We start from the raw sequence: 16,172 nt of genomic DNA, 5'->3' as shown, positions 1-16,172 counted from the left end.
TAGGGAGGCAGCTGAGAATGACCGGCCTCGATTCCTGGTACGCCTACATGAAGTCACACGACCGCACCGCGCTCTGGGACCTCTTGCATCCCGACGCCGTGTTCGAAAGCCCGGTCGTCCACACGCCTCAGCGCGGGCGCGACATCACCTTCAAATACCTCTCCAGCGCCGAGCAGGTGCTCGGCGGCCCCGATTTCACCTATGTCGGCGAATGGCAGAGCGAGCGCGGCGCCGTGCTCGAATTCAAGACCATGATCGACGGCATCGAGATCAACGGTGTCGACATCATCAGCTTCGATGCCGAAGGGCGCATCACCCATTTCAAGGTGATGGTGCGTCCGCTCAAGGCGATCAACATGCTGCACCGCCTGATGGCGGAGCAGCTGGCCGCCCAATCATGACACTGCCCTGAGGTTGCAGAACCCGCTAAGCTCGCGGGCAAGGCTGCGCCGCAGGAAACACGCTGCTATCACCGCTTCAAGGCCCATTGCCGGGAGAACCCCATGCCGATCTACAAAGCCCCCGTCGAAGACGTGAACTTCCTGCTCAACGACGTCTTCCAGATCGACCGTTACGACAACCTTGCCGGTTTCTCGGACGCATCGAGCGACGTGCGCGAGGCCATTCTGGGTGAAGCCGCCAAGCTCGCCGAAGAGGTGCTGCAGCCGCTCAATCGCGTCGGCGACCTCGAAGGCTGCAAGCGCGCCGATGACGGCAGCGTCACCACGCCGAAGGGTTTCAAAGAAGCGTTCAAGCAGGTCGCGGAGGGCGGCTGGCTCGGTCTCTCGGCGCCGACCGAGTTCGGCGGCCAGGGCCTGCCGGTGACGCTCTCGCAAGCGGTCAACGAATTCCAGATCTCCGCCAACATGGCGTTCTCGATGTATGGCGGCCTCACCATGGGCGCGACCGCGGCGCTCCTGGTGCACGGCACGCCCGAGCAGAAGCAGACCTACGTCCCGAAGATGATCGCCGGCGAGTGGACCGGCACCATGAACCTGACCGAGCCGCATTGCGGCACCGATCTCGGCATGCTCCGCACCAAGGCGGTGCGCCAGGCCGACGGCAGCTTCAAGATCACGGGCACCAAGATCTTCATCTCCGCCGGCGAGCATGACCTCGCCCCCAACATCATCCACCTCGTGCTCGCCCGCATCGAGGGCGCGCCGGCCGGCATCAAGGGCGTGTCTCTGTTTGTGGTGCCCAAGTTCCTGGTGAATGCCGATGGTTCGGTGGGCGCGCGCAACGGCGTCGTCTGCGGCTCGATCGAGCACAAGATGGGCATCCACGGCAATTCCACCTGCGTGATGAACTACGACAACGCCACCGGCTGGCTGATCGGCGAAGAGAACAAGGGCATGCAGGGGATGTTCGTGATGATGAACGAGGCCCGCCTCGGCGTCGCCGTTCAGGGTCTCGCGCAGTCGGAAGTCGCCTATCAGAACGCCGTCGCCTATGCCCGCGAGCGCATCCAGGGCCGCGCGCTGACCGGCGCCAAGGCGCCGGACAAGCAGGCCGACCCGATCATCGTGCATCCCGACGTGCGCCGCACGCTGCTCTCGATCCGCGCCTTCAACGAAGCCGCGCGCGCTTTCGTGATGTGGACCGCGCTGAAGAGCGACGTCGCCCACCGCTCCGAAGACCCGAAGGACCGCCAGGCTGCCGACGATCACATGGGCCTGATGACGCCGGTGCTGAAGGGCTTCCTCACCGACTATGGCTTCGCCAACGCGGTGCAGGCGCAGCAGATGTATGGCGGCCACGGCTACATCGCCGAGCATGGCATGGAGCAGTTCGTGCGCGATGCGCGCATCGCCATGATCTATGAAGGCGCCAACGGCATTCAGGCGCTCGACCTCGTCGGCCGCAAGCTGCCGCGCGACGGCGGCCGCGCCATCATGGCCTTCTTTGGCGAGGTCATGGCCTTTGCCAAGGAGAACGGCGGCGACGAGGCGCTGAAGCCCTTCATCACCCCGCTCTCGACCTCGCTCGGCCATCTCCAGCAGGCGACGACCTGGCTGATGCAGAACGCGATGGCGAAGCCTGACAATGCGGGTGCTGCCGCAACCGATTATTTGCATCTCTTCGGCTTCGTCGCGCTCGGCTACATGTGGGCGAAGATGGCGAAGGTGACGAACGCCAAGATTGCCGAGAGCGGGGCGACGCCCTATCTCTCGACCAAGCTCGTCACCGGCCGCTTCTTCATGGAGCGGATGCTGCCGGAGACCGCCGCCAATCTCGCGCGCATCCAGGCCGGCTGCGCCACCATCATGGAATTGCCCGCGGAAGCGTTCTGAGTCTTTCGCCCACGAATGATCGCGACCGCGCCGCGGTCGCCACCAACATAACTGCAATCAGGAGGCTCCCATGGCAGATGCCTATATCTACGATCACGTCCGCACCCCGCGCGGCCGCGGCAAGGCTGACGGTTCGCTGCACGAAGTCACCGCGCTGGCGCTCGCGACCGTGCCGCTGAAGGCGCTGAAGGACCGCAACAATCTTCCCGAGGATTCCGTCGACGACGTCATCCTCGGCGTGGTCGATCCGGTCGGGGAAGCGGGCAGCGACATCGCGCGCTTTGCCGCGCTGAAGGCCGGTCTCGGCGAAGCCGTGCCCGGCGTGCAGATCAGCCGCTTCTGCGCTTCCGGCCTCGATGCCGTGAACTTTGCCGCTGCGCAGGTGATGAGCGGGCAGCATGAGCTGGTGATCGGCGGCGGCGCCGAATCCATGAGCCGCGTCGGCATCGGCGCTTCCGGCGGTGCCTGGCCGATGGATCCCTCGATGGCGGTCCCCGCTTACTTCATGCCGCAGGGCGTCTCGGCCGATCTGATCGCCACCAAATACGGCTTCTCGCGCGACGATGTGGATGCCTATGCGGTGCAGAGCCAGCAGCGCGCCGCGAAGTCCTGGGAGGAAGGCCGCTTCGACAAGTCGATCGTCCCGGTGAAGGACATCAACGGTCTCACCATCCTCGCCAAGGACGAGCACATGCGTCCCTCGACGACGATGCAGTCGCTGGCGCAGCTGCAGCCCGCGTTCACCATGATGGCGCAGATGGGCGGTTTTGACGGCGTCGCGATCCAGTCGCACCCGGAGATCGAGCGCGTCAACTACGTGCACCACGCCGGCAACTCGTCGGGCATCGTCGACGGCGCCGGCGCCGTGCTGCTCGGCAGCAAGGAGGCGGGTGCCAAGTACGGCCTGAAGCCGCGTGCAAAGATCCGTGCGTTCGCCAACATCGGCTCGGAGCCGGCGATGATGCTGACCGGTCCGGTCGACGTCACCGAAAAGCTGTTCGCGCGCTCCGGCATGAAGAAATCGGACATCGACCTGTTCGAGCTGAACGAGGCCTTCGCCTCCGTCGTGCTGCGCTACATCCAGGCCTTCGACATCGACAACGCCAAGATCAACGTCAATGGCGGCGCGATCGCGCTCGGCCATCCGCTCGGGGCGACCGGCGCGATGATCCTCGGCACCGTGCTCGACGAGCTCGAGCGCACCAACAAGTCCACCGCCCTGGTCACGCTGTGCATTGGCGGCGGCATGGGCACCGCGACCATCATCGAGCGCGTCTAAGGGTAGGGAGAAACCAACATGTCGTACAAGAACTTCAGGGTTGAGACCGACGCAGACGGCATCGCGCTCGTCACCTGGGACATCCCGGGCCGTTCGATGAACGTGCTCGACGAGACCTCGACCAACGAGCTCGACGCGATCGTCAAGGCGACCACGGCTGATGCCGCGGTGAAGGGCGTCGTCATCACCTCCGCCAAGGAAGCCTTTTGCGCGGGCGCGGATCTCTCCATGCTCGAAGGCATGAACCAGGCCTACGCCAAGGTCTTCAAGGAACAGGGCGAGACCGCGGCGAACCAGATGCTGTTCGACCAGAGCCGCCGCTTCTCGCTGGTGCTGCGCTCGATCGAAACCTCAGGCAAGCCGTGGGCGGCCGCGATCAACGGGCTCGCGCTCGGCGGCGGTTTCGAGATCACGCTGTGCTGCCACTACCGCGTCGCCGCTGAGAATCCCAAGACCCGTCTCGGCCTGCCCGAGGTCAAGGTCGGCCTGTTCCCGGGCGCCGGCGGCACGCAGCGCGTGCCGCGCCTGGTGCCGCCGCAGGATGCGATGACGATCCTGCTCAAGGGCGATCCGGTCACCGTCGAGAAGGCCAAGGCGCTGAATTTGATTCACGCCATCGTTCCCGCCGCCGATCTGATCAAGGCGGCCAAGGACTGGATCAAGGGCGGCGGCAAGGCGGTTGCGCCTTGGGACGAGAAGGGCTTCAAGCTGCCCGGCGGCCCGGTGTTCTCCAAGGCCGGCATGATGATGTTCCCCGCCGGCAACGCGATCTATCGCCGCGAGACCTACGACAATTACCCGGCCGCGCGCGCCATCATGAGCTGCGTCTACGAAGGCCTGCAGCTGCCGATCGACGCCGCGCTGCGGGTGGAGTCGCGCTACTTCACCTCGGTGCTGCGCTCGAAGGAAGCGGCTGCGATGATCCGCAGCCTGTTCCTGTCGATGCAGGAGCTCAACAAGGGTGCGCGCCGTCCGAAGGACGTGCCCGCGACCAAGGTGAAGAAGATCGCCGTGATCGGCGCCGGCTTCATGGGCGCGAGCGTCGGCTACGTCTCGGCCCGTGCCGGCCTCGACGTCGTGCTGATCGATCGCGACCAGGAGAGCGCCGACAAGGGCAAGGCGCACGCGCAGAAGGTGATCGAGGAGCAGATCAAGAAGGGCCGTGCCAAGCCCGCGGACGCCGAAGCGCTGCTCGCGCGCATCACCCCGACCGCGGATTATGCGGCGCTGAGGGACGTCGACCTCGTCATCGAGGCCGTGTTCGAGGACCGCAAGGTCAAGGCTGACACCTTCGCCAAGGCGCAGGAGCACATGAAGCCGGACGTGATCTTCGCCTCGAACACCTCGACGCTGCCGATCACCTCGCTGGCCGAAAGCTTCAAGGACCAGGGCAAGTTCGTCGGCATCCACTTCTTCTCGCCGGTCGAGAAGATGATGCTGGTCGAGATCATCAAGGGCAAGAACACCGGTGACCTCGCGCTCGCGACCGCGCTCGATTACGTCCGCCAGATCGGCAAGACGCCGATCGTGGTGAACGACAGCCGCGGCTTCTTCGCCAATCGCTGCGTCGGCCGCTACGTCGCCGAGGGTAACGAGATGTTCCTCGAAGGCGTGCCGCCGGCGATGATCGAGAACTGTGCCAAGATGGCCGGCATGCCGGTCGGCCCGCTCTCGCTCTCGGACGAAGTCGCGCTCGACCTCGGCCTCAAGATCATGAAGGCGACGGAGGCCGATCTCGGCCCCAACGCCATCAACCCCGATCAGAAGAAGCTGATGGTGGAGATGGTCGAGAAGCAGGGCCGCCTCGGCCGCAAGAACAGCAAGGGTTTTTACGACTATCCCGAGAAGGGCAAGGGCTCGAAGAGCCTGTGGCCGGGTCTGTCCGCGCTGCAGCCGAAGCAGCTCGACCCCGATACGCTCGACGTCGAGGAGCTGAAGCAGCGCTTCCTGGTGGTGCAGGCGGTGGAAGCCGCGCGCACGGTCGAGGACCACGTCATCACCGATCCGCGCGAGGCGGATGTCGGCTCGATCCTCGGCTTCGGCTTCGCGCCGTTCACCGGCGGCACGCTGTCCTATATCGACTTCATGGGCACGAAGAAGTTCGTCGAGCTCTGCCACAAGCTCGAGGCCAAGTACGGCTCGCGCTTCACCCCGCCCAAGCTGCTCGAAGAGATGGCGGCAAAGGGCGAAACCTTCTACGGCCGCTTCGCGCCGAAGAAGGCGGCGGCTTGATCTGGCCCGTCATTCCGGACAGTCCGCAACGCGGACTGATCCGGAATCTCGATCGGCTTCGCTCGGTCGTGCAACAATTGCGAGATTCCGGGTTCGCCGCGTCGCGGCGCCCCGGAATGACGAAGGATCACTTCGCCTGCGCGAGGCCTTCCTTCTTCAATGCTTCCTGCACCTGCGGCCGCGCGGCGACGCGGGCCTTGTAGGCGGCAAGGTTCGGCATGCCTGAGAGATCGAACTTCATCCGGTCGGCCCAGGTCAGCATCGTGAAGAGATAGCCGTCGGCCACCGTGAACTGCTTGCCCATCAGGTAGTCGCGGCCGGCGAGCTGGCTGTCGATATATTTCAGCTTGCCCATGACGCGGTCTTTGAAGAAGGCCTTGGCCTCGTCGTTCAGCGCCGGCGCGAACATCGGGCCGAAGCTCTTGTGCACCTCGGAGGTGAGGAAGTTGAGCCACTCCAGCAGCTTGTAGCGCTCGGAACTGCCGTGGGCCGGCGCCAGCGCCTTGGCTGAGGCCTGATCGGCGATCATCTGGACAATCACCGGCCCTTCGGTCACGATCTCACCGCTGTCGAGGCCCAGCGCAGGGACCTGGCCCTTGGGGTTCAGCTTCAGATAATCCTCACCATTTTCGAGCTTCTTGGCCCGGATATCGACCTTGACCAGCTCATAGGGCAGGCCGGCTTCCAGGAGCGCGATGTGGGGGGACAGCGAGCAGGCACCGGGCGAATAGTACAGCTTCATGGAATTTCCTTCTCTTGAGCTTGGTTCGGCCGAAAGAGCGATTACATGCATCTGCTTGGAATAGTCAAGATTGATGCAGCTGCATCAAATGAGGTAAGAGACGGGCGACGAGCTTGAGCGGGACCATGAAACGCAAACCATCGACCGAGGCGACCTCCGCCTGGATCCGCCTGATGCGGGTGCAGAGCCGCGTGCTCGATTGCGTCGAGCAGGACCTGAAGAAGGCCGGCTTCCCGCCGCTGGCATGGTACGACGCGCTGCTGGAATTGTCGCGTGCTCCCTCGGGCGAGTTGCGGCCGGTCGAGCTGGAACGGCAGATGCTGATCCCGCAATATTCCACCTCGCGCCTGATCGACCGCCTGGTCGACGAGGGCCTCGCCTCGCGGCGCGAATGCAAGATCGACAAGCGCGGCCAGTTCGTCGAGATCACGGAAGCCGGCCGCGAGCTGCAGAAGCGGATGTGGGGCGCCTATTCCGCCGCGATCGAGAAATATGTCGGCTCGAAACTGTCCGATGCCGATGCCGTCAAGCTCAGCGGTCTGCTCGACCGCCTGGGCTGCTCGTGCGGCGAGATGAAGCTGCCGCCCGTCGCCAACGTCAACGAAACCTCGCCGTCGCGATGATCGCGCGGCACACAAGCTCGTCCGTGCGCCCGGTGGGTTCGCGGACCATCCCCGTCACCCGCGCGCATTCGATCGAAGCGCCTTTGATTAGAGTTTGATATGGCGCGAGACCAGATCGATATGACGCCGCTGCAGTCACGCGACGAGCTCGTGGCGTGGTTCGAGGCCGGCTGCAAGCCGGCGTCCGAGTGGCGCATGGGCACCGAGCACGAGAAGACGCCCTTCACGCTCGAAGGCCATCGTCCGGTGCCTTACGAAGGCGCGCGGGGCATCGGCGCGCTGCTCGAAGGCATGAAGCTCCTGCTCGGCTGGGAGCCGATCATGGAGAAAGGCAACATCATCGGCCTCTACGACGTCACCGGCGGCGGGGCGATCTCGCTCGAGCCCGGCGGACAGTTCGAGCTGTCCGGCGCTCCGGTCGAGAACGTGCACCAGACCCAGAGCGAGGTGATGGCGCATCTGGCGCAGGTGCGCGAGATCGCAACGCCCCTCGGCATTGGCTTTCTCGGCCTCGGCATGACCCCGTCCTGGTCGCGCGCGGACATCCCGATGATGCCCAAGGGCCGCTACAAGATCATGACCAACTACATGCCGAAGGTCGGCCAGTACGGCCTCGACATGATGTACCGGACCTGCACGGTGCAGACCAATCTCGACTTCTCCTCCGAAGCGGACATGGTCAAGAAGCTGCGCGTGTCGCTCGCGCTGCAGCCGGTCGCAACAGCGCTGTTCGCCAACTCGCCGTTCACCGAAGGCAAGCCGAACGGCTTTTTGTCCTTCCGCTCCGAGATCTGGCGCGACACCGACAATGCGCGGTCCGGCATGATGCCGTGGGCGTTCGAGGACGGCATGGGGTTCGAGCGCTATGTCGACTACGCGCTCGACGTGCCCATGTATTTCGTCAAGCGCGACGAGGACTATATCGACGTGTCGGGCTCCTCGTTCCGCGCCTTCTTCGAGGGCCGCAACAACAATCTTCCCGGCGAGCGTCCGACGCTGTCGGACTGGGCCAACCATCTCTCCACGATCTTCCCGGAAGTGCGGCTCAAGCGCTATCTCGAGATGCGCGGCTCCGACGGCGGACCCTGGGGCCGGTTGCCGGCGCTGCCGGCGTTCTGGGTCGGGCTGCTCTATGACGACGTCGCGCTCGATGCCGCCTGGGAGATCGTCAAGCACTGGACCGCACCCGAGCGTCAGGCCCTGCGCGACGACGTGCCGCGCTTCGGCTTCAAGGCGCGGATCAAGAACCGTTATTTGTTCGAGATCGCCAAGGAATGCCTCGTTCTGGCACATGCGGGCCTGCGCCGGCGCGGCCGGATCGACCAGCTCGGCCGCGACGAAACGCGGCATCTGGAGCCGCTCGACCGCATCATCGATTCCGGCCGGACGCCGGCCGAGGAAATGTTGGACAAGTTCAACGGTCCCTGGAACGGCTCGGTGGAACCGGCCTACGCCGAATACGCTTTCTAAACCATAGGCCAACGACCAGGGTTTCAGCCGTTCATCGCCCATACAGGTTTGCGGCGATCAAATGACCGGCCGAAAAAGCCGAGCGTCGTCAATAATTAGAAAGCTGTTCCGATGGGGAAGGGCCGCCAGTCCCGGGCCTTCATGGCAAAGGTCATGGCTTGCGTCGTGGCTTGTGTCACGCTGCTTTCGCTCGCCTTCGCGAGCGTGCCGGCGCGCGCCCAGACTGCATTCGACCGGCCCGGCGGCGACTATTTCAGCGCGCCTGTTGCCTCAGGCGATCCCGAGGATTGCGCGCTGCTGTGCGAGCGCGACCGCCGCTGCCGCTCGTGGAGCTTCAGCTATCCCGACGTCGAAGGCGGCTCGGCGGTCTGCTGGCTGAAGAACACCGTGCCGGCGCGCGTGCCGGGCAGCTGCTGCATCTCCGGCGTTCGCGGCGCCGGCGTGATCGAGCCGCGGGTCGAGGGCGTGGAGACGTCGATCGACCGTCCGGGCGGTGATCTGCGCAACTTCGACCTGAAGGAAGGCGACGGCGTGGAGGCCTGCAAGGCCGCGTGCACCGCCGACAACAAATGCCGCGCCTTCACCTATGCCCGCCCCGGCTACACCGGGCGCGAGGCGCGCTGCTTCCTGAAGAAGGAAATCAAGCCGCCGCGACGGAAGGCGGGATTCACCTCGGGCGTGGTGCGGTAGGATTTAGCTATCGTGACGCACATGGTCGTCATGCCCGGGCTTGACCCGGGCATCCACGTCGTTCCTCAATCGCGGCTGCGCGTGGATGGCCGGGTCAAGCCCGGCCATGACGTGGAGAGGCATCTCATTCCGCCGCAATCACGGTGAGCTCCGGCCACAACCTCTTCCATCGCTTCGCCTTCACCGCGTAATTCGCCGCGGAGAAATTTGGGCCCGGATTGGGCCGCGCGATCAGCCCCGCGATATCGTCGAAGCCATGCGGCGCGTAGACCTCATAGCCATCGCCTACGCGCCGGACGCCGATCTGCGTGTTCTGCGTGAGGAAGCGGTCGATGCCTTCCCGCGAACCTCGAAGCGGCGGATAGGGCAGGCCGTGCTTGGCGGGATACCACAGATGCACGCGCGCCTGGTTGCGGATCTCGACCTTGATGCCGAGATCTCCGAGCCGCGCATGCAGCGCACGGATCACGGCGTCCTCCGCGTCCCACGAGGTATCAGGATCGAAATAGAACGCGTCGTAATCGGCGATGCCGTGATCGACCGCGCGGCCCGTGAGGACGTTCCACACCGTTTGCACCAGGCATCCCGAGACCAGCCATGCATCGGGCAGCGCGAGGCGATCGAGTTCGGCGACGATTGTGGCGTTGGCTGGATTTTGCAGCGCGAGGGCGAGAAATTCGTCGCGGTTCATCGCTGCTGCTCTCCCTCTCCCGTTCGCGGGAGAGGTGACGTGAGTGAAAGCTCAATGCACGGCGGTGAAGAACCGTGCGAGCCGGAAGCCGGACAGCCAAGTGTACACCGGCTGGCTGCGCATGCCGAGGTCCCAGGAGCCGACCACCGCATCCGCACGGCCGATCAGATTGTCGATCGGCAGCAGGCCGACGCCGCCGGAGCGCAGCGGCACGCGGCTGTCGGCGGAGTTGTCGCGGTTGTCGCCGAGCACGAAGAGGTGGCCAGCCGGCACCGTCACTTCCGGCGTGTTGTCGAGCGGGCCGTTGTCGCGCATCTTGAAGATCAGATGCGAGACGCCGTTCGGCAGCGTCTCGACGTAACGGTAGGCGGGCTCGCTGCCGCCATTGTCGTCCTCGGCGGCGCCAACGCCGTCAGGCTTCAGCTCGGCGGGGCGGTCGTTGATGAAGAGCTGGCCCTGCCGCATTTGGATGCGGTCGCCGGGAAGCCCGACGACGCGTTTGACCCAGGCCTGGGAACGATCGCCGGGCCAGCGAAACACCACCACGTCGCCCTGCTTCGGCGTCTCCGCGAACACGCGGCCGCTCTCCGGCAGATTGATCTGGATCGGCAGCGACGAGGTGCCGTAGCCATAGGGGAATTTCGAGGCGAGCAGCGCATCGCCGATCAGCAGCGTCGGCTCCATCGAGCCCGAGGGCACGTAGAACGGCTCGGCGAGCGCGCCCTTGGCGATGAAGACCGCGGCGACGATGCCGGCGAGCTGGACGATCTGCCCGCCCCAGCCGCTGCTCTTCCGCTTCGGAGCGGCAGTTACCTTCTCAACGCTCATGCGCCCGTTCCACCCACAGTGATGCGTTCCATCAGAAGCGACGGCTGGCCGACGCCGACCGGCACGCCCTGTCCGTTCTTGCCGCAGGTGCCGATGCCGGTATCGAGCGCGAGGTCGTTGCCGATCATGCGGATGCGATGCAGATCGGTCGGCCCGTTGCCGATCAGCATGGCGCCCTTCAGCGGCGCGCCGATCTTGCCGTTCTCGATCTTGTAGGCCTCGGTGCACTGGAACACGTATTTGCCCGAGGTGATGTCGACCTGGCCGCCGCCGAAATTCGCGGCGAAGACGCCGTTCTTCACCGACGCCAGGATCTCGGCCGGATCGCGGTCGCCCGCGAGCATGTAGGTGTTGGTCATGCGCGGCATCGGCACATGGGCGTAGCCCTGGCGACGGCCGTTGCCGGTCGGCTTCATGTTCATCAGCCGCGCGTTCTGGCGGTCCTGCATGTAGCCGACCAGGATGCCGTCCTCGATCAGCACGGTGCGATTGGTCGGCGTGCCCTCGTCGTCGATCGACAGCGAGCCGCGGCGCGAGGCAATGGTGCCGTCGTCGACCACAGTGACTCCCTTGGCCGCGACCTGCTGGCCCATCAGGCCGGCAAACGCAGACGTCTTCTTGCGGTTGAAATCGCCTTCGAGGCCATGACCGACCGCTTCATGCAGCATCACGCCGGGCCAGCCGGCGCCCAACACGACGTCCATCTCGCCGGCGGGGGCGGGGATCGATTCCAGATTGACCAGGGCCTCGCGCAACGCGCCGTCGGCGGCATCGCGCCAGTTCTTGCTCTCGATGAATTCGGCATAGCCGGCGCGGCCGCCATAGCCCTTGCTGCCGCTTTCCTGGCGGTCGCCCTGGCCGGCAACGACGGAAATGTTGACGCGCACGAGCGGACGGATGTCGCGATAGCTCTCGCCGTCCGGCCGCAGGATCTCGACGACCTGCCAGGTCGCGCCCAGGCTGACGCTGACCTGCCGCACCCGCGGATCCTTGTCGCGCAGATACGCGTCGATCTCGGCCAGCAGCTTGACCTTGGTCTCGAAGCCGGGGGCATCGAGCGGATTGTCGTCGCCGTAGAGGCGGACATTGGTGTGGGGAGGCGGCGCGGCAAAGCTGCCGGAATAGCCGCCGCGTACGGCCGCGACCGCGTCCGCAGCGCGAATCAGCGCCGGCAGCGAGACGTCGGAGGAGTGCGCATAGCCCACGGCATCATCCTTGACGGCGCGTAAGCCGAAACCCTGCGAGGTGTCGTAGGTCGCCTGCTTCAGCCGCCCATTGTCGAACATCAGCGCTTCGGTCTGGCTGTACTCCAGGAACAGCTCGCCGTCGTCGGCACCGGAAAGCCCGCGCGCGACCTCGTGGCGAACCTGGTCGCGGTCGAGATTGGCGCGGTCGAGCAGGGAGGTCGTGGCAGGGTTTGTCATGCGTCCGTCCATTAGCGGAAGATGTGGGGCAAGATAATGGTTTCGGACCGGTTCCGCGAGGGGGCGGGGCGTCACATTACGGAAACGATAGGATGGGTAGGGGGCACTCGCCAGCGCGTGCCGCCAGCATCCATCCATCACCGTCACCCTGAGGTGCTCGGCTTGCAAAGCAAGGCGAGCCTCGAAGGGCGACGGCCCGGCTGGCAGCGTGGCCGTTCATCCTTCGAGGCTCGCACGGCAGCGCGACCGCGCTGCCGAACTCGCGCCTCAGGATGACGGGATTGAGAACGTGCGATCGGAGCGCAGCCCCTACGGCAGCTTGTCGTAGCCCTCGCCGAGGCCGTTCAGGCTGAGCGGGAAGCCGATGCCTTCTTCCGGCGTCTCAAAGATGATGAAGGTGGCGGTCTTGGCGGTGCGGAGCTGGCCGAGCAGCTTGTCGTCCATGACGACCTCGGCGACGCAGCCATTGGGCAGGCATCGGACGAAGCCGGCGCGGCCGACGTCCTGGTTGTCGAGCTTGAGGCCGAGGCCGGAGGGCAGCAGAACGCCCAGGGGCGCGACCACGCGCATCAGGCGGCTCTTCTGGTCGGCGGTCTTCAGCACGATGACGGTCAGGCCGGCATTGGAGCGGTCTTCGGCGACCACGCTCTGGATCAGGGCGCATTGCTCGGTCTGGGCGCCCGGAGGCGTGTCGCAGCGAATCTGCCAGTCGCCATGGACGGAGCGCACTGCGCCCTGCGCATGGGCGAAGCCGGGAAGTGCCAGAAGGACGAGCGCAGCCAGCAGGCTGGCCAGCGCCGGGAGGCGGGTCAGCTGCCTTCTAGCCAGCCTTGCCATCGATTTCGAAAGCCCCATCGGGTCGGTCCCTCTGCTCGCCTGGGTCGCTCGCGCTTGGCGGACTATTCTGGCGGACTGATACGGGAATGACGGCGTCTTGAAGGCGATTCTCAAGCAAATTCCACGCCGCCTCGCACCGCCGCCGCCCGCACGAATCAGGTTCCTGCGCGGCCATCTGCCAGTGCCTAACGCGGGCAATTCCGCTGTCAAGCTGCAGCATCCCGGCCAACGGTATTTTTGTCCGATATTACTAGGAATTATCTTGCGGGTGATGGCTGACAGACCGGTCTCAAGACTGCATTGCGATAGATCAAAAATTATGGTTTGAGAGGCTTGATTTCGGCGTTCTAGCGATCTGGCCCGATTTCCTCTTAGAGGTATTCTTTCTCTTGGAGGCATTCTTGCGCGGCGGTTTGTCAGGCGGGCGGATCGAATAAGCGTTTCCCGGACACAGGGGAGCGCACTTGGGGTGATTTCGTAAGGGGAGCGCGAACGGCATGAGGATGTCGATGGGCCCGGTGGGCCGGCACTTGCTGGGATTGGCCGTGGCGGGTCTGACGCTGGCGACGGGCGGCGCGGCATTTGCCGAGCTCGGGCAGCCGAAGCCTTGGGAATGGACGCTTCAGGAGTCCGGCTCCCCGGTGATGGACAACATCGTCTGGTTCCACAACTTCCTGTTCGTGCTGATCACCCTGATCACGCTGTTCGTTCTGGCGCTGCTCGTGGTCGTGGTCATCAAGTTCAACGCGCGGGCCAATCCGGTTCCCTCGCGCACCACCCACAACACGCTGATCGAGGTGGCCTGGACGCTTGTTCCCGTGCTGATCCTGGTGGGCATCTCGGTGCCGTCGTTCCGGCTTCTGTTCCTCGAGCTCGACGTGCCGAAGGCGGATATCACCATCAAGGCGACCGGCAAGCAGTGGTACTGGTCCTACGCCTATCCCGATAACGGCAAGTTCGAGTTCGATTCGCTGATGGCGCAGGACAAGCAGCCCCGTCTGCTCGGCGTCGACAACGAGATGGTGGTGCCGGTGAACAAGGTGATTCGCGTCCAGACCACCGGCGCCGATGTCATCCACGCCTTCGCGGTGCCGGCTTTCGGCGTCAAGATCGACGCCATTCCGGGCCGGCTGAACGAGACCTGGTTCAAGGCCACCAAGACCGGCATGTATTACGGTCAGTGCTCTGAACTGTGCGGCAAGGACCACGCTTTCATGCCGATCGCCGTGCGTGTGGTGAGCGATCAGGAGTTCGCCTCCTGGGTCGAGACGGCGAAGAAGAAATACGCGAGCGGCGGCACCAGCACCTACGCCTCCGCAGCCGGCCCGACGCAGTAAGCGCCGGGCGACGGCTCCAAGGGACTGAGAGCGACATAAGGGCGGGACCTCCAAAGGTCCGAATGGGACGCAAGGCAGGATTTGAAAATGGCAACGAGCGCAGCGGCACACGGCGATCACGCCCACGGACATGACGAGCACGCCCATCCGACCGGATGGCGGCGCTACGTCTATTCGACCAATCACAAGGACATCGGCACGATGTACCTGATCTTCGCGGTCATCGCCGGCGTCATCGGTGCCGCGATGTCGATCGCGATCCGTGCCGAGCTGATGTATCCGGGCGTGCAGATCTTCCACGAGACGCACACCTATAACGTGTTCGTGACCTCGCACGGTCTGATCATGATCTTCTTCATGGTCATGCCCGCGATGATCGGCGGCTTCGGCAACTGGTTCGTCCCGCTGATGATCGGCGCGCCCGACATGGCGTTCCCGCGCATGAACAACATCTCGTTCTGGCTGCTGCCGGCCTCCTTCGGCCTGCTGCTGATGTCGACCTTCGTCGAGGGCGAGCCGGGTGCCAACGGCGTCGGCGCCGGCTGGACCATGTACGTGCCGCTGTCGAGCTCCGGCCATCCGGGTCCGGCCGTCGACTTCGCGATCCTGTCGCTGCATCTGGCGGGTGCCTCGTCGATCCTCGGCGCGATCAACTTCATCACCACCATCTTCAACATGCGCGCGCCGGGCATGACCCTGCACAAGATGCCGCTGTTCGTGTGGTCGATCCTGGTGACGGTGTTCCTGCTGCTGCTGTCGCTGCCGGTGCTCGCCGGCGCGATCACCATGCTGCTCACCGACCGCAATTTCGGCACGACCTTCTTCGCGCCTGATGGCGGCGGCGACCCGGTGCTGTTCCAGCATCTGTTCTGGTTCTTCGGTCACCCCGAGGTGTACATCCTGATCCTGCCCGGCTTCGGCATGGTCAGCCAGATCATCTCGACCTTCTCGCGCAAGCCCGTGTTCGGCTATCTCGGCATGGCCTACGCCATGGTCGCGATCGGCGGCATCGGCTTCGTGGTGTGGGCGCACCACATGTACACGGTCGGCATGTCCTCGGCGACGCAGGCCTATTTCGTCGCCGCGACGATGGTGATCGCGGTTCCGACCGGCGTGAAGATCTTCTCCTGGATCGCCACGATGTGGGGCGGCTCGATCGAATTCCGGGCGCCGATGATCTGGGCGGTGGGCTTCATCTTCCTGTTCACGGTCGGCGGCGTCACCGGCGTCGTGCTGGCGAACGCGGGCGTCGACCGCGTGCTGCAGGAGACCTACTACGTCGTCGCCCACTTCCACTACGTGCTGTCGCTCGGTGCGGTGTTCGCGATCTTCGCCGGCTGGTACTACTGGTTCCCGAAGATGTCGGGCTACATGTACAACGAGACGCTCGCGAAGGCGCACTTCTGGGTCACCTTCATCGGCGTCAACCTGGTGTTCTTCCCGCAGCACTTCCTCGGCCTGTCGGGCATGCCGCGCCGCTACGTCGACTATCCCGACGCGTTCGCGGGATGGAACCTGGTCTCGTCGGTCGGCTCCTACATCTCCGGCTTCGGCGTGCTGATCTTCCTCTACTGCGTGCTCGACGCCTTCATGAAGAAGGTGCCGGCCGGGGACAATCCGTGGGGTGCGGGTGCGACCACGCTGGAATGGACCTTGCCCTCGCCGCCGCCCTTCCACCAGTTCGAAGTGCTGCCCCGCGTGCAGTAAGCCATCAGCCGCGGCGCC

The 16,172-nt window shown here is 64.9% G+C and carries 14 protein-coding genes; 9 read left to right on the top strand and 5 right to left on the bottom strand.

What is annotated here, in order from left to right:
• Window positions 1-17 precede the first annotated feature (17 nt).
• From UNPF46_RS25430 to UNPF46_RS25415, 4 genes are all read left to right on the top strand, one after another.
• Window positions 18-401, top strand: a complete 384-nt coding sequence (locus tag UNPF46_RS25430; protein WP_174718994.1) for a nuclear transport factor 2 family protein — start codon at window positions 18-20, stop codon at window positions 399-401.
• 102 nt (window positions 402-503) lie between these two features.
• Entirely contained in the window at window positions 504-2,294 is a 1,791-nt protein-coding gene (locus UNPF46_RS25425) for an acyl-CoA dehydrogenase C-terminal domain-containing protein (RefSeq protein ID WP_100177988.1), read from the top strand.
• A gap of 70 nt (window positions 2,295-2,364) precedes the next feature.
• Complete coding sequence (locus tag UNPF46_RS25420; RefSeq protein WP_100177987.1) at window positions 2,365-3,573, top strand: acetyl-CoA C-acetyltransferase; 1,209 nt, start codon at window positions 2,365-2,367, stop codon at window positions 3,571-3,573.
• Between the two features lie 18 nt (window positions 3,574-3,591).
• Complete coding sequence (locus UNPF46_RS25415; RefSeq protein ID WP_142251826.1) at window positions 3,592-5,805, top strand: FAD-dependent oxidoreductase; 2,214 nt, start codon at window positions 3,592-3,594, stop codon at window positions 5,803-5,805.
• A gap of 127 nt (window positions 5,806-5,932) precedes the next feature.
• Here the strand turns inward: UNPF46_RS25415 and gstA are convergent, their stop codons facing one another.
• Window positions 5,933-6,547: a glutathione transferase GstA gene (gene gstA / locus UNPF46_RS25410; protein WP_100177985.1), complete on the bottom strand. Its 615-nt coding sequence runs from the start codon at window positions 6,545-6,547 to the stop codon at window positions 5,933-5,935.
• A gap of 125 nt (window positions 6,548-6,672) precedes the next feature.
• Between gstA and UNPF46_RS25405 the strand changes: the two genes are divergently transcribed.
• The 3 genes from UNPF46_RS25405 to UNPF46_RS25395 all read left to right on the top strand — a co-directional run bounded on the left by UNPF46_RS25405 (window position 6,673) and on the right by UNPF46_RS25395 (window position 9,330).
• Window positions 6,673-7,170: a MarR family winged helix-turn-helix transcriptional regulator gene (locus UNPF46_RS25405; RefSeq protein ID WP_063197904.1), complete on the top strand. Its 498-nt coding sequence runs from the start codon at window positions 6,673-6,675 to the stop codon at window positions 7,168-7,170.
• Between the two features lie 99 nt (window positions 7,171-7,269).
• Window positions 7,270-8,640 (top strand): glutamate--cysteine ligase, encoded by a 1,371-nt coding sequence (locus tag UNPF46_RS25400; protein ID WP_100177984.1) that lies wholly within the window; start codon window positions 7,270-7,272, stop codon window positions 8,638-8,640.
• 111 nt (window positions 8,641-8,751) lie between these two features.
• Window positions 8,752-9,330 carry a PAN domain-containing protein gene (locus UNPF46_RS25395; protein ID WP_097657220.1) on the top strand — a complete coding sequence of 193 codons (579 nt, stop codon included), beginning with the start codon at window positions 8,752-8,754 and terminating at the stop codon, window positions 9,328-9,330.
• Between the two features lie 124 nt (window positions 9,331-9,454).
• On the opposite strand, the gene UNPF46_RS25390 is transcribed toward UNPF46_RS25395, so the two are convergent.
• The 4 genes from UNPF46_RS25390 to UNPF46_RS25375 form a co-directional block, all read right to left on the bottom strand.
• The gene (locus UNPF46_RS25390; protein ID WP_142251825.1) at window positions 9,455-10,021 is read right to left on the bottom strand and encodes a nucleotidyltransferase family protein; all 567 of its coding nucleotides are present in this window, start codon (window positions 10,019-10,021) and stop codon (window positions 9,455-9,457) included.
• Between the two features lie 51 nt (window positions 10,022-10,072).
• Window positions 10,073-10,849, bottom strand: coding sequence for a signal peptidase I (lepB, locus tag UNPF46_RS25385; RefSeq protein ID WP_100177982.1), 777 nt, complete (start codon window positions 10,847-10,849; stop codon window positions 10,073-10,075).
• On the bottom strand, window positions 10,846-12,273 hold the full coding sequence (gene tldD, locus UNPF46_RS25380; protein ID WP_100181249.1) for a metalloprotease TldD: 1,428 nt from the start codon (window positions 12,271-12,273) through the stop codon (window positions 10,846-10,848). Before tldD ends, lepB begins: the two co-directional genes overlap by 4 nt.
• Before the next feature lie 309 nt (window positions 12,274-12,582).
• Complete coding sequence (locus UNPF46_RS25375) at window positions 12,583-13,128, bottom strand: invasion associated locus B family protein (RefSeq protein ID WP_100177981.1); 546 nt, start codon at window positions 13,126-13,128, stop codon at window positions 12,583-12,585.
• Window positions 13,129-13,607: 479 nt separating this feature from the next.
• On the opposite strand from UNPF46_RS25375, the gene coxB reads away from it, so the two are divergent.
• Together coxB and ctaD are read left to right on the top strand one after the other, a co-directional pair.
• Window positions 13,608-14,447, top strand: coding sequence for a cytochrome c oxidase subunit II (coxB, locus tag UNPF46_RS25370; RefSeq protein WP_100177980.1), 840 nt, complete (start codon window positions 13,608-13,610; stop codon window positions 14,445-14,447).
• A gap of 87 nt (window positions 14,448-14,534) precedes the next feature.
• Window positions 14,535-16,154 (top strand): cytochrome c oxidase subunit I, encoded by a 1,620-nt coding sequence (ctaD, locus tag UNPF46_RS25365; protein ID WP_100177979.1) that lies wholly within the window; start codon window positions 14,535-14,537, stop codon window positions 16,152-16,154.
• The last annotated feature ends 18 nt before the right edge of the window (window positions 16,155-16,172 follow it).

The sequence above is a fragment of the Bradyrhizobium sp. UNPF46 genome, from assembly GCF_006658625.1.
GTDB classification, from domain to species: Bacteria; Pseudomonadota; Alphaproteobacteria; order Rhizobiales; family Xanthobacteraceae; genus Bradyrhizobium; species Bradyrhizobium nitroreducens.
Note: the sequence above shows the minus strand (reverse complement) of the source record. Positions and strands in the feature narration are given on the sequence as shown.

Coding starts and splice junctions, on each gene's coding strand:
- UNPF46_RS25430 (WP_174718994.1), top strand. CDS start 18: ATGACCGGCCTCGATTCCTGGTACGCCTACATGAAGTCACACGACCGC.
- UNPF46_RS25425 (WP_100177988.1), top strand. CDS start 504: ATGCCGATCTACAAAGCCCCCGTCGAAGACGTGAACTTCCTGCTCAAC.
- UNPF46_RS25420 (WP_100177987.1), top strand. CDS start 2,365: ATGGCAGATGCCTATATCTACGATCACGTCCGCACCCCGCGCGGCCGC.
- UNPF46_RS25415 (WP_142251826.1), top strand. CDS start 3,592: ATGTCGTACAAGAACTTCAGGGTTGAGACCGACGCAGACGGCATCGCG.
- gstA (WP_100177985.1), bottom strand. CDS start 6,547: ATGAAGCTGTACTATTCGCCCGGTGCCTGCTCGCTGTCCCCCCACATC.
- UNPF46_RS25405 (WP_063197904.1), top strand. CDS start 6,673: ATGAAACGCAAACCATCGACCGAGGCGACCTCCGCCTGGATCCGCCTG.
- UNPF46_RS25400 (WP_100177984.1), top strand. CDS start 7,270: ATGGCGCGAGACCAGATCGATATGACGCCGCTGCAGTCACGCGACGAG.
- UNPF46_RS25395 (WP_097657220.1), top strand. CDS start 8,752: ATGGGGAAGGGCCGCCAGTCCCGGGCCTTCATGGCAAAGGTCATGGCT.
- UNPF46_RS25390 (WP_142251825.1), bottom strand. CDS start 10,021: ATGAACCGCGACGAATTTCTCGCCCTCGCGCTGCAAAATCCAGCCAAC.
- lepB (WP_100177982.1), bottom strand. CDS start 10,849: ATGAGCGTTGAGAAGGTAACTGCCGCTCCGAAGCGGAAGAGCAGCGGC.
- tldD (WP_100181249.1), bottom strand. CDS start 12,273: ATGACAAACCCTGCCACGACCTCCCTGCTCGACCGCGCCAATCTCGAC.
- UNPF46_RS25375 (WP_100177981.1), bottom strand. CDS start 13,128: ATGGGGCTTTCGAAATCGATGGCAAGGCTGGCTAGAAGGCAGCTGACC.
- coxB (WP_100177980.1), top strand. CDS start 13,608: ATGAGGATGTCGATGGGCCCGGTGGGCCGGCACTTGCTGGGATTGGCC.
- ctaD (WP_100177979.1), top strand. CDS start 14,535: ATGGCAACGAGCGCAGCGGCACACGGCGATCACGCCCACGGACATGAC.